We start from the raw sequence: 13,508 nt of genomic DNA, 5'->3' as shown, positions 1-13,508 counted from the left end.
AAATGGTTACCACAGATTTAGACAAAACTAGACGAATGCAGCCTTTAAAGAGCTGTATTGAATGCACACCCGCGCATTTCGTTGCCAAGAAAAGTATCACGTTTGAACAGGCACACTGTGACAGATACCCCCCCATCAACATCCACGACCAGCTCCACCGCCGCACGGTGGATAGAGGGTGCATTGATAACCGTGAACTGGTAGTGCTCAGTTTTCCCGGGCCTGACCGCTCCATTCGACTGGCAGACCTGCAGGCCGGACGGGCGGTGAGCCGTCGCTACCGTAACCGCCGGATTGGCGAATTCCTGAAGGAACTGGACCTGACCGAAGGCCGCTCTACCGGAATACCCAAAATCCTTCGTGTGATGCGTGCCAACGGCTCACCGGAGCCCGTATTTGAAACCGATGAGGAGCGCAGTTATTTTCTGGTGCGCCTGCCGGTACATGAGGGGTTTGCCGCGGCGGAGCAAGTCACCACGGAAGTCACCACGGAAGTCACCACGGAAGTTGAGCGCCTGCTTGTCACACTTGAGGGTGAGATGAGCCGGGCTGACTTGATGACGGCATTGGGTCTGAAAAATGCCGAGCATTTCCGAAAAGCTTATCTGACGCCGGCACTGGAGCAAAAGGTTATTGAACGTACCATACCCGACAAGCCCCGTAGCCGGTTGCAAAAATACCGATTAACCCATACAGGCAAACAATTGCTTGCTGCCAGGAACAAACATTCATGAACACTGCTTCCATTATTTCCCGAGTCTGGAGTTTCTGTACCACCCTGCGCGACGATGGCGTAGGTTACGGCGACTATCTGGAACAGCTCACCTACCTGATCTTCCTGAAAATGGCGGATGAGTATTCAAAACCGCCCTACAACCGGGATGTAGGCATTCCGAAAAAGTACAGCTGGCCGGCGCTTAAGGGCAAAAAAGGCGCGGAGCTGGAAGTGCTTTACGTGGAGCTGCTGCGGCAGCTGGGCAGCCGTAAGGGTATGCTGGGGCAGATCTTTACCAAGGCCCAGAACAAGATTCAGGACCCGGCCAAGCTCTATCGCCTGATCGACATGATCGACAGCACCAACTGGCTGGTGATGGGCGCTGATATCAAGGGTGATATCTATGAAGGATTGCTGGAGAAGAACGCGGAAGACACCAAGTCCGGTGCGGGGCAGTACTTTACGCCCCGGGCCCTGATCCGGACCATGGTGGAGTGTGTGCGCCCGGAACCGGGGAAAACCATCGCCGACCCGGCCTGTGGCACTGGCGGTTTCTTCCTCGCCGCCTATGACTTCCTGACCAATCCGGATAACTACAATCTGGACAGGGAACAGAAACAGTTCCTCAAGCACAGTACCTTTTACGGAAACGAGATTGTCGCCAATACCCGCCGGCTCTGCCTGATGAACATGTTCCTGCACAATATCGGCGAGATCGACGGCGACAGTCTGGTTTCTCCCAACGACGCCCTTGTGGCGCCCAGTCCGGTCAGCGTGGACTATGTGCTGGCCAATCCACCCTTTGGTAAGAAAAGCTCCATGAGCTTTACCAACGAGGAGGGTGAGCAGGAAACCGACGAGCTGACCTATAACCGGCAGGACTTCTGGGCCACAACCTCCAACAAGCAGCTCAACTTTGTGCAGCATATCCGCAGCATGCTGAAAACCACCGGCAAGGCCGCCGTGGTGGTGCCGGATAATGTGCTGTTTGAAGGCGGTGCCGGAGAAACCATCCGCCGCAAGCTGCTGGAAACCACCAATCTGCACACCATCCTGCGGTTGCCGACCGGCATCTTCTACGCCCAGGGCGTCAAGGCAAATGTGATCTTTTTTGACAACCGCCCGGCCAGCCCGGAACCCTGGACCAAAGAAGTCTGGTTCTATGATTACCGTACCAACATTCACCACACCCTGAAGAAAAAGCCCATGCGGTTTGAAGATCTGCAGGACTTCATCCGCTGCTATAACCCGCAAAACCCGGCCGAGCGGCAGGAAACCTGGCATCCGGAAAACAATCCGGAAGGTCGCTGGCGCAAATACAGCTATGACGAGCTGATTGCCCACGACAAGACCAGCCTGGATATCTTCTGGCTCAAGGATAAGAGCCTGACCGATCTGGATAACCTGCCGGAGCCGGATGAGCTGGCTGAGGAGATTATTGAGAATTTGGAAGCTGGATTGAACAGTTTTAGAGAAGTTCTAAATGACCTATCCGCAAAGTAAAATCCACGATGTTATTGCTGGGCACTAAAGTACCCCAAAATTTATCAGCTCAATTTAATTTTATAGCTCCAATCGATTAAGCCATATCAATCGTATTAATCGTGCAGACACAAACCCCACTCTGAAAAACAAGCACAGCGGGGTAATTCGAGGCACTCTTTGGGCAGATCAGATAGTGTTAAATATTATGTACCCACCAAAAGGGCGGGGAATACCCGCCCACTAATTCAGACTCCTTGAATACCATAACATTTATAGTTAAAGCTTCTTACCACAAACACAGTCTGGCAAAGGCCAAGCTTTCTTCCCTCTCTGTCTCGCATAGAGTCTTTCTCCACTTTTCGTAGTAATAAACGCGACGAATCTAACATTGCAGATTTCTCCACATTCGGAGCAAATAAATGGCTTTTTCATGGCTGAAACCCATTCTAAACATTAAACATAGATAGCTGCGCCTGAAAGAAACCAAATACGAGAGGGCGGCGAATTGAACAGTCTATATTGGGAGGGCAAACGTACCACCTACCGATATTTGACGTCATCATCAAAAGATGACTAGACTATCCACGCTTAACTCGCTTCCACAATCGTAAGTAGCTACCGATCAGGCCAGCTACCAGCGACTGCTGGAACATCCGAAAGCCCTCTTGAAGTTGGCGCTTCATTTGGGCTTTTTTCTTTTCAGCAGGCCAGAAGTACTACGCACCGTCCAAGCTACCGGGCTTGAAAACCCAATATCTTGTGGCAACCCTTCTAACAGGCATCAAGATAATGTGGTGAATTGGCTAATTCAAGTAGAATAACTATGCAGTTTTCTGTGGATAAGCTATGAACAACCAGCCCCAGTTAGTGAAAACTTTCGCTCTAGAGTCCGTTATTAGTAGCGAGACTTTCCTTTCTGAAGTCATCGACAATGGTCAGACATTTAATGCGACGTCCACTGGCCGGAGCATCCATCACGAAGTCCATCGACCACGTATGGTTCGGGGTTTCCGGTAGCGATAGAGGCTGTCGCTCAACCATAACGCCCTTGCGACGCCTACGTTTGCGGACGGCTAGTCCCGCCTCGTGATATAACCGATAGACCTTCTTATGGTTCACTTTCAGCCCTTCCCGACGCAGCATCTGGTGCACTCGCCGGTAGCCGAATCGCCGTCGCTCGAGTGCTATTTCCTTGATACGTTCAGCCAGTTCAGACTCTGTAGCCTTTTTGGACTGGTATCGCATGGACGCGCGAGATAACCCGACGAGCGAACAGGCCCTACGTTCTGAGATAGTCGTTTCCGACCGCATGATTTGTACGGCCTCGCGCTTGTTGCCGACGGTTAGTACTTTCCCTTAAGGGCAGCCTTCAATGCTTCCTGATCCAATAGAGACTCCGCCAGCAGCTTCTTAAGGCGGGCATTCTCCTGTTCCAAGGCCTTGAGCCGCCGGGCCTCAGATACCTCCAGACCTCCATACTTCTTACGCCAGGTGTAAAAAGTGGCATCCGAAATACTGTACTTGCGGCAAAGCTCTTTCACCGGGATACCGGCCTCAGCTTCCTTCAAGATTGGGATAATTTGTTCTTCAGTAAAACGTTTCTTCATGTTCATCGTCCTCATTGGTGATGAACATTACTAGGATTGAAGTGGACTAGAAAGTGGGGAGCAGGTCATTAGGACGGCAATAGGCTCCGCAACTGACCCCAATCAATTTAGGTGCCATATACGGAAACAGTTCATGCACTTTTACTGCAAATTATGGAGAGGCGATGACAGCTAACGTCATAGAAAGCGAAGAATTTGTAACTTTTGAGGCTGGCTAATTCCGTATTAATCTTGACTTCAAACAAAATTTGCAAATTTTCATGCAGGGCATCCATGTTTACACTCTGCCCTGCATACATCGTCAGCTAAGCCACATATCAGCGCATTATTTACCGCATTTCTCCTCCAGTTTACTCATCGCCTTGGCAAATTCGGTGCCCATGCGGATAAAGCCTTCGGTATTGTAGTGCCAGCCGTCGTCTAGGTAACCGAAGTCTTCGGTGGCGGTCATGTAGGCGGCGCAGGTGTCACTTTTTACGTAGTCTCGCTGAGCGTCTTGTACGGTTTTGATGTAGTCCATCACTGTGCCGTCTTCGCTCATTCCGGAGTCGGTGATTTTGCCAATAACCACGGGCAGGTCATCCACGCGCAGTGCGGCCCGCAGTAAATCCATTAAGCGTTGCAGGTTTGCGCGGTAGTCGTCGGCGGCTGCCTGGCTATCAAAGGCATCGGCCTCGCCTTGCATCCATACGATCCCTGCAGGGACCAGGGTATCGGGGGCACCATCGCCGTCAATATCTCGATCTGCAAAGGCGTTTCGCAGGGTTTTTAAGGCGTGGTCGTATTGGTTCAGCCCGGCGCCTTCATTGAAGTCCGGATGCCAGTTTCCGTAGCCAACCCCTTGAGCCAGGCCTGTGCCACCGACGGCGTATTTAATAATGGCGATGCGCTCTTGCGGGTAAGTGTTGGCCATTACCTGGCCAAAAAAGAGTTCGGGGCCAAAGCGTCCGGAGTGCATGTTTTTCTTGCCGTCCGTTTTAAAACCTGTGCCAAAGCCCGGTTCCAGTGTTTGCCACAGGCCGACGCCGCCATGGGTTTGGTTATCCAGGGCTGGCTGACCGGCAAAAATCTTCACCCTGTCATTGGCTTTAAATGCGCCTTTTGGCAGTTCATTGGTATACCCATACCCCTCCATGTTCGACTGGCCACCTAAAAAGTAGAGTCTGTAAGTATTGCCTTCGGTAGCGGCAAATCCTGTGCTGCCGATGCATAAGCCCAGCGCAGCGACAAGTTTTTTGACATACCTCATTATTTACTCCTATGGTAGTGTTGCTACGGATCTGCCGGTTTTGGCATTATTGCCGTCAAATAAGCGCACAAAGGTGGCTATTAATAGCAAAATTCAGTGGTTTGGGCCAACTAATTTCATTGCGGTGCGCGATGACTGATGGATGCAGTCAATGGCTCGGCTTACATCCCCCTATCAACTGAATCCTTTCCAAGCGTCACTCTCCCACCCTATGCCGATGTTCGCGCTGCAGCAGCAAGAAAACCGCTTGCGTATACCAGCCGGGGCATTTAGGCTGGCAAACGCCCCACCCTCCTGTTTGTTAATCATCCAGTGGAGCAATGGCGCCTATTCGCAAACAGAACGAATGATCAACCCATGGTGATTCATCCTGGACCGACGTAGTACCAATTTGCACAAGCTGCAATAGATAATCTTTATCCAATGTGGCTCGAGAAAGAAGAATAAATTGTGGAACACCATTATGAAGCATTATATTTTCATTGTTTTTTTATTGATTTGCGGATGTGCAGTTACCAATCCCCAGGGGGCTATCGAGCCCTCTCAGGCAGATAACACCACAGACGACGCCGCCCCTACACATGCCGAAGATATTGGGGACAGCAATTACCAACAGGCTCTGGAAATTCTGAAAAACAAAGGCAGTAAGGCCGAGCCAAAAGACTTCCAGCGCGTACGAGAAGCCTATGCCAACTCTTCAAAATACTTCCCGTATTTTGATCCAACTTCCAGCCTTGTGGAAACGGGGTTTGAATCTTTGAACAAGAGTGACTGGGCCGCATGTATCAATGCCGCAAACGAGATAGTGAAGGCCAATTACACCAGTCTGCCCGGCCATTTTCTCGGCATGGCCTGCAATATGGAAAGCGGCAATACAGAAAGAGGAGAAGTACATAAACTTGCGTTGAATGGATTTATCGAAGCCATCTGGTCCACTGGTGACGGCAAGAAAATGGAAAGCGCTTTCCACACCTATAGCACGCCGGAACTCCGCGCTTTTCTGCAACTACAGGGGTTGGAGATTATCGATCAGGCACTGTTGAACGGTGAAGAGGGTGTTTTCGATCTGATGGGCGTTCGAGATCCGCAAACCGGAGATGAATTCAAGCTCTATTTCAATATTACCCATCAGTGGGTCAAGGGGGCATCCTCTTTTCAGTAATGCTTCCTCCGCCTTTTAAGGAGCGTTTTGATGCGCTCGCCGGAGCGCTCCTGAATTCGCTATAGCCTTTTGGAGAGTCAGTTGGCGATCTCTTGTGGGTTATTCCTTCGTCAGGAGTAGCACACAAGAAAGCTTTTCAAACATAACTCTGTACTGCTTCTTCCTACCCGAATACTTCAGGCAGAGCAGAGTTTTACGCTGTCTAGCCACCTGCCATCAATGCAACACATCCGACTCCGGCAAATTAATGCCCAGGTCTCTCAGCTGCCGTGCCAAGTGCGGGTCTCGGGTTTGGCGCCAGCGTTGGTAGAGGTTCAGGACGTCGGCGGCGTCGAAGAGTTTCTGCCGGGCACAGGCGCGGGCAACCAGATCGAGCATGCGCGCGAACATGGCGGCCAGTTCGGAAAAGATATGCCGGTTGTGCCGGGCGTTCTCTGAAAGGTAATCGTAGGCACCGCCGCCCATACCCACGAAGTAGTCCCTGAGTATTCCCCGGCGCTCGAAATTTTCCGGAAAAAGGGCGCCGAGGAACAGGGCTGAGTCACCCAATTGACGCAGTATCAGGCAGCGCTGACGCATATCCTCGGCCTCGTGGGCGTCTTTATACAGCAGAGCCAGCGGGCGGATGTCCACTTCACCGTGGTCGTAGCTGAACAGTTGATCGCTGTCACCGAAACGGGCCAACATATTGGCAGTGTACCAGAGGGTATCTTCGTGGGGTGGCGGCGCCATCCGGCGGCCGAGTTCCTCCAGCCGCTCGCGAAAGTATTCGGCCAGGGTCATTTCAAAAACAGGCTGTTGCACCAGGGACATATACACACCTCCTACACTTCCCCAGACTATCGAAAAGCGCGGACCGGACCTAGAAACATTCCATTTTCAAAGCCGCGTTTTTTATACGAAAAAATCATAAAAATTTTGCTGACCCACCCCTTGAAATGACTTTGCGCGCTCTTATTTTGCCGCTCGGAAGGGGCCGGGGCGGTCTGCCCGCGGCCGCGTCTTCCGCACTTATTGTGATTTCTGCTTCGGCAATATTCGCAATTGTTTATGGGAGGAACCCCAATGAAAATCAAACCGCTCCAAGACCGGGTGGTTGTCAAACGTCTTCCTGCAGAAACCACCACCAAAGGCGGCATTGTGATTCCGGACAAGGCCGCCGAAAAGTCGACCCAGGGCGAAGTCTGCGCCGTGGGCGACGGGGTACCGCTGGACAGCGGCGAGCTGCGCCCGCTAACCGTGAAGGTCGGTGACCGGGTCCTGTTTGGGCAGTACGCGGGCACCGAAGTGAAAATCGACGGTGAGGATTACCTGATCGTCAAGGAATCCGACATTCTGGCCGTACTGGACAACGCAGAGGTTGAGGAGAAAGCCGCATGAGTGCGAAGGTTGTAAAGTTTTCTGACGATGCCCGTGAACGTATGCTGGCCGGGGTCAATATCCTAGCCAACGCGGTAAAAGCCACCCTCGGCCCCAAGGGCCGCAACGTGGTGCTGGACAAAAGTTTCGGCGCGCCGCGGGTGACCAAAGATGGCGTATCCGTGGCCAAAGAGATCGAGCTAAAGGACAAGTTCGAAAATATGGGCGCGCAGATGGTCAAGGAGGTGGCTTCCAAAACCGCCGATGTGGCCGGTGACGGCACCACCACCGCCACTGTGCTGGCACAGGCAATGCTGCGCGAGGGCCACAAGGCGATCGCCGCCGGGTTGAACCCCATGGATCTGAAGCGCGGTATCGACGCCGCCGTGAAGGCCGCCACCGAACAGCTATCAAAACTGTCCAAGCCCTGTGACGACAGTAAATCCATCGGCCAAGTGGCCACTGTATCCGCCAACTGGAACACAGATATCGGCGAAATTCTGGCGGAGGCCATGGAGAAGGTGGGTCGCGACGGGGTGATCACCGTCGAAGAGGGCAAGTCGCTGCAGAACGAACTGGAAGTGGTTGAAGGAATGCAGTTCGACCGCGGCTATCTGTCGCCCTATTTTGTCACCAACCAGGACAAAATGCAGGCCGAGCTGGAAAACCCCTACATCCTGCTGTTCGACAAAAAGATCAGCAATATCCGCGACCTGCTGCCGCTGCTCGAATCCGTGGCCAAAGCCAGCCGCCCACTGCTGGTGATCGCCGAGGATATCGAAGGCGAGGCCCTGGCCACCCTGGTGGTCAACAACTTGCGCGGCATTCTCAAGGTGGCCGCGGTAAAAGCGCCCGGCTTCGGCGACCGCCGCAAGGCCATGCTGCAGGACATCGCCACCCTCACTGGCGGCACCGTGATCTCCGAGGAAGTAGGGCTGTCGCTGGAGAAGGTGGAATTGGAGCAGTTGGGCAGCGCCAAGCGAGTGGTGATTGGCAAGGAAAACACCACTATTGTCGATGGTGCCGGCCAAAAAGCCGATATCGATGCGCGCGTCGCCCAGATCCGCGCCGAAATCGAGAAATCCACTTCCGATTACGACCGCGAAAAACTGCAGGAACGCGTGGCCAAGCTGGCCGGCGGTGTGGCCGTGATCAAGGTCGGTGCCGCCACGGAAGTGGAAATGAAAGAGCGGAAGGATCTGGTAGACGATGCCCTGCACGCAACCCGCGCTGCTGTGGAAGAAGGCATAGTGCCCGGCGGTGGTGTCAGCCTGGTACGCATTGCCGACGAATTGCGCAAGTCCGACCTCAAGGGCGCCAATGACGACCAACAGGTAGGCATCAGGATCGCCTTGCGCGCCATGGAAGAACCCTTCCGCCAGATTGTCGCCAACGCTGGCGTAGACGGCAGCGTGGTACTGGAGAAGGTGCGTTCCGACAACAACCAGGCTTTTGGCTACAACGCCCAGACCGGCGAGTATGGCGACATGATCGGACTCGGGATTATCGACCCAGCCAAAGTCACCCGCTCTGCGCTGCAGAACGCCGCATCTATCGCAGGCCTGATGCTGACTACCGAAGTGATGGTGGCGGACAGACCCAGCGAGAACAAAGACCAGGGTACAACACCTCCCGCACCGGATTTTGCATAAAGCTTTATCTCAGGGGGCCTCAGGGCCCCTTTTTTTGCCTACCTCTCAATGCACTACACTCGATACCAGAGCAGCACACCTCCCGCCTCATCCCATCACATTGCCAAACCTTCGCCCCTACAACCCCGACTCCGATGAGCTGCCCTTTTGGCGCCCCTATCAACCAGAAGACGTGCGGAATCGCACAATTCCGTCACCCAAAGTAGTACTTCAAGCCAAAACCCACAAATAGGCTTTACAAAAAAATTACACCTGACTAACCTCTTTTTCACTTTTGGTCTTGCCAAAAATTTCACGTCGGCAGGCCAAAAGTATCCACCCCACATGGGGAAGTAGTTCAGCGATGATGATTGGCTGGTAAGGTCCCAGCAGCACCCAGACCGGCCGCAGTAGTGATCATCTTTCCGATAAATAACCAATAAACACGGAAGGTCAGATGAAAGCGAAAACTAAAATTCCGGTGGCGCTCGGTGCGCTGCTGGGCAGTCTGCTAGCGCCGACATGGGCGTCGGCACAACCAGTGGGTTATGCAACCTTGAACGGTGGTACTACCGGCGGTGCAGGAGGCCAAGTCGTCTACGCCACCACCGGCACCGAGATTCACAAGGCGCTGTGCAACCGTGCATCCAAAAGCACTCCAATTATTATTCACGTCGAAGGGACAATTAATCACGGCAACACCAGCAAGGTCTCCGGCAGCAGCTGTAACACCGCCGACGATAAAATCGAGATAAAAGATGTCAGCAATATTTCGATTATTGGTGTCGGCAGGGGTGCCCTTTTCGATCAAATAGGTATCCACCTGCGCAATTCTTCAAACATCATTTTGCAGAATCTGCATGTGCGCAATGTGAAGAAATCCGGCTCGCCGACATCTAACGGCGGCGACGCTATCGGTATGGAGAGCAATGTCCGCAATGTGTGGGCAGACCACCTGACCCTGGAGGCCTCGGGCGGTGAGAGTGAAGGCTACGATGCACTTTTCGATATAAAAGCCTCCACCAAATACGTCACCCTCTCCTACAGCATTTTGCGCAACTCCGGCCGCGGTGGTCTGGTCGGTTCCAGCGATAGCGACAGCGATAATGGGCCGATCACCTTCCACCACAACTTGTACGAAAACCTGGATTCGCGGACGCCGCTGTTGCGCCACGGCACTGCCCACTCCTTTAATAACCACTTCCGGGGTATTAAGAAGTCGGGCATGAATCCGCGGATTGGCGGACGTATCAAGGCGGAAAATAATTATTTTGAAGACTCCAAAGATGTATTGGGAACCTTCTACACCAACGATATGGGATATTGGGATGTGCGCGGCAACATCTACTCCAATATCACCTGGACTAACGATAAGGACAAAAACCATCCGGCGGGTCCGAATCCGAAGTCAACAACCTCAATCAGCATTCCCTATTCTTACAAGCTAGACGACGCCGGTTGTGTACCACAAATTGTGCTGGCCACCGCCGGTGCCAACAAAGGTATGCTGCGTTCCGACGGCAACTGCCAAAGTCAGGGCGGTTCTTCTTCCGGCGGCGGTTCCTCCAGCAGTTCCAGCTCCTCATCTAGCGGTAGCTCTTCATCTGGAGGCTCTTCATCCGGAGGCTCTTCATCCGGTGGCTCCAGCGGCGGTTCCTCCGACTTGGGTCCGAACTTAGCGCTCTCCGGCGATGCCGATGGTAGCAGCAAGGCCAGCGGTACCAGCTATGGCAATGCGGTGGACGGCGACCTGCAAACCTACTGGCAGCCCAATTCTTCCAGTGGCGAGCGTATTTCCGCGAAAAAATTCGGCGATAATTTCAATACCGTGATCATTCGCGAAATCGGTAACGCTGTACAGAATTGGCGCCTGGTTAACCACGATACCGGAGCACAACTAGCGTCCGGAAACGGTATAGGGTCGTCCAAAAAAATCTATGTCGGCAATGTCTCCATGAAAAAAGTCGATCTGATGATCGACAGTGCCAGCAGCGCGCCGCGGATCGCAGAATTCGAGGTCTACAATGCGTCCCAGTAACTCTGGCCCCTCTTTGGACAGTTCCCGTAGTGGCGGCGCATCCACACCGTAACTGCGGGAAAATGCCGAAGACAACAATAACTAATACCTTTCATTCTCACAGGATCAAGGCGCCCGTCTCGGGCGCCTGCCTTACCGATAAACACCAATTCCGATAATCCTATGAAAACTTATACAAAAATTCCGGCAGTGCTCGGCGCATTGTTCGGCGGGTTAATGTCGGTCTGGACCTCGGCTCAAGATCTGGGCCCAAACCTAGCACTGTCCGGTGGTGCCGATGGCAGCAGCAAAGCCAGCGGAACCAGTTATGGCAATGCGGTCGATGGCAACCTGCAAACCTACTGGCAACCCCGCTCTTCCAGCGGCGAACGCATTTCTGCAAAAAAGTTTGGCGGAAGCTTTAATACGGTGATCATTCGCGAGATAGGCAACGCAGTACAGGGGTGGCGCCTGCTCAACCACGACACCGGCGCAGAGCTGGCATCCGGCAACGGCATAGGATCGGCCATGCAGGTTTATCTCGGCAATGTATCCATGAACAAAATCGACCTGATGATCGACAGCGCCACCAGTGCACCGCGGATTGCCGAATTCGAGATCTACAATGCGAGCGGGGGCAGTAGCTCCTCGTCGGGAAGTTCCAGCTCCGGCGGCTCATCCTCCAGTAGCTCTAGTGGAGGTTCCTCCAGCAGCTCCAGCTCCTCCAGTTCCAGCGGCGGCTCATCCAGCAGTAGCAGTGGTGGAATCAGCAATGCCTGCTACACCCTCGCCACCGATCCAAACGTCAATTGGCGCGATTCCTCCGAACTGGATACGGATCAGAAAATCGTCAAGTGCCTGTCCGACACCCTTGGTCGCGCACTCGGCTACGGTGAAAACGCTCTCGGAGGTTACGACCCGGGCGGTAGCAGCAAACTAACTGTCATTACAAAAAATGATCCCCAGGGCCGCTCCGTAGAACAGCAGATTCTCGACGCCATCAGCGGCGACACGCACAACTGGATTGTGTTCGACAAATTTGATTTTGCCCAGGAAACCGAGATCGCCATGTATCGCACTCACTGCGGTGACGCTTCCGTACAGGCGGCCATCGACGGCACCCAGGCTCAGTGCATCGACTACCGGCAATGGTGCGCCGCCAAGGGCTATGGTTCCGGCCAGTCCTGCCTGGATGAATTCTTTAACGAGCGGCTGAACGATAAAAACCTGCCGATCCGCAACCCGGTGATCGGTTCCAACAAAACTATCGACGGTCGGCTCAGCAAAGCCTATTTCCGCTTCAGTGGCTTTGCCATCGGCAAGGACAGTTCCGGACAGCCCACCCAGACTGCGGAAAACGTCATCCTCACGCATCTGGATTTCCGCGGCGCAGGGCACACCGAAGACCACGGTCTGGACCCCGATATGATCCGCTCCACCGGAGCCTCCCACGATATTTGGATTCACAAAAATACCTTTGATACCACCGGCGATTCGGCGTTTGACGTGAAAGTGGGTGCCTACGACATCACCATGTCCTTCAACCGCCTGGTAAATGTAAAGCGGGCAACCCTGCATGGCTCCAGTGATAGCCGTACGATTAACGAGCAAATCACCACCACCATGCATCACAACGCCTTCGTCACCACCGACGACCACTATTCCACACTGGGCAACACACTGCGGCGCGTACCGCTGATTCGGCGCGGAACCTCGCATATGTTCAACAATTTGTTCATGAACTACCGCAAAGATGTACTCAGTGTACGCGTGGGCGCCAGTGTGCTGTGGGAGGACAACGCGTTTTTGATCAACCGCGACCACCAGGAAAAAAGTGATCCGCACGCCGCACTGGACGAGCGCGCCGCACAGTTGGCACGAGATGTGGGTGGAGGTAACTTCCGTAGCGAAGGTTCCCGCGTCTGGTTCTCCGACGCCCAATGTAACCTGGACAGCGCCTACGTGCGTGAGATCACTGACGCGTCCGGATCCGTGGGCAATCTCAGCCAAAACTACACGCAAAGGTCCCGCGACGCCATTCAAGCCCACTGGTTACCCGCAGGGCAAGATCTGGTGGACTACATCAGTGCCACTGCTGGCAAAGGCCGCCGCGCCCCCTTCAATTCCCCCCTGGCTCACGACATCAACTATGTGGTCGGCCTGGGTGAGATCCCCTGTCAGTAGCCGAGTCTCCATATTCGGCAAGCTCTTGGCGCCCCCTGGGCGCCTTTTTTTTGTGTGCAGAAATCAGCGCTGTGTCTTATCTGGCCACTAACCGACTCG

Annotated in this window: 9 protein-coding genes and 1 pseudogene; 7 read left to right on the top strand and 3 right to left on the bottom strand. The window is 53.7% G+C overall.

Annotated features, from left to right (window positions below; genetic code table 11):
* Window positions 1-2: 2 nt before the first annotated feature.
* Both BM155_RS08460 and BM155_RS08455 read left to right on the top strand, forming a co-directional pair.
* On the top strand, window positions 3-734 hold the full coding sequence (locus BM155_RS08460; protein WP_083421128.1) for a Fic family protein: 732 nt from the start codon (window positions 3-5) through the stop codon (window positions 732-734).
* Window positions 731-2,218, top strand: a complete 1,488-nt coding sequence (locus tag BM155_RS08455) for a class I SAM-dependent DNA methyltransferase (protein ID WP_074902399.1) — start codon at window positions 731-733, stop codon at window positions 2,216-2,218. The genes BM155_RS08460 and BM155_RS08455 overlap by 4 nt, the downstream gene beginning before the upstream one ends.
* Before the next feature lie 885 nt (window positions 2,219-3,103).
* On the opposite strand, the pseudogene BM155_RS17545 reads toward BM155_RS08455, so the two are convergent.
* Both BM155_RS17545 and BM155_RS08440 read right to left on the bottom strand, forming a co-directional pair.
* Window positions 3,104-3,807 (bottom strand): annotated as a pseudogene (locus BM155_RS17545) (IS3 family transposase); the annotation flags it as partial.
* Between the two features lie 325 nt (window positions 3,808-4,132).
* The gene (locus BM155_RS08440; protein ID WP_083421126.1) at window positions 4,133-5,056 is read right to left on the bottom strand and encodes a sialate O-acetylesterase; all 924 of its coding nucleotides are present in this window, start codon (window positions 5,054-5,056) and stop codon (window positions 4,133-4,135) included.
* A 463-nt stretch (window positions 5,057-5,519) separates the two neighbouring features.
* Here BM155_RS08440 and BM155_RS08435 point away from each other — a divergent pair, with 463 nt between their 5' ends.
* Window positions 5,520-6,218, top strand: coding sequence for a DUF4919 domain-containing protein (locus BM155_RS08435; RefSeq protein WP_074902393.1), 699 nt, complete (start codon window positions 5,520-5,522; stop codon window positions 6,216-6,218).
* A gap of 216 nt (window positions 6,219-6,434) precedes the next feature.
* Here the strand turns inward: BM155_RS08435 and BM155_RS08430 are convergent, their stop codons facing one another.
* The gene (locus BM155_RS08430; protein ID WP_074902390.1) at window positions 6,435-7,031 is read right to left on the bottom strand and encodes a hypothetical protein; all 597 of its coding nucleotides are present in this window, start codon (window positions 7,029-7,031) and stop codon (window positions 6,435-6,437) included.
* Between the two features lie 252 nt (window positions 7,032-7,283).
* Here BM155_RS08430 and groES point away from each other — a divergent pair, with 252 nt between their 5' ends.
* The 4 genes from groES (at window position 7,284) to BM155_RS08410 (ending at window position 13,409) form a co-directional block, all read left to right on the top strand.
* Entirely contained in the window at window positions 7,284-7,598 is a 315-nt protein-coding gene (groES, locus tag BM155_RS08425) for a co-chaperone GroES (RefSeq protein WP_067150741.1), read from the top strand.
* On the top strand, window positions 7,595-9,229 hold the full coding sequence (gene groL, locus BM155_RS08420; protein WP_067150738.1) for a chaperonin GroEL: 1,635 nt from the start codon (window positions 7,595-7,597) through the stop codon (window positions 9,227-9,229). Before groES ends, groL begins: the two co-directional genes overlap by 4 nt.
* A gap of 436 nt (window positions 9,230-9,665) precedes the next feature.
* Window positions 9,666-11,246: a pectate lyase family protein gene (locus tag BM155_RS08415; protein ID WP_067150735.1), complete on the top strand. Its 1,581-nt coding sequence runs from the start codon at window positions 9,666-9,668 to the stop codon at window positions 11,244-11,246.
* 162 nt (window positions 11,247-11,408) lie between these two features.
* Window positions 11,409-13,409, top strand: a complete 2,001-nt coding sequence (locus tag BM155_RS08410) for a pectate lyase family protein (protein WP_074902388.1) — start codon at window positions 11,409-11,411, stop codon at window positions 13,407-13,409.
* Window positions 13,410-13,508: the final 99 nt, after the last annotated feature.

It is taken from the genome of Microbulbifer thermotolerans (assembly GCF_900112305.1).
Classification (GTDB): Bacteria; Pseudomonadota; Gammaproteobacteria; order Pseudomonadales; family Cellvibrionaceae; genus Microbulbifer; species Microbulbifer thermotolerans.
Note: the sequence above shows the minus strand (reverse complement) of the source record. Positions and strands in the feature narration are given on the sequence as shown.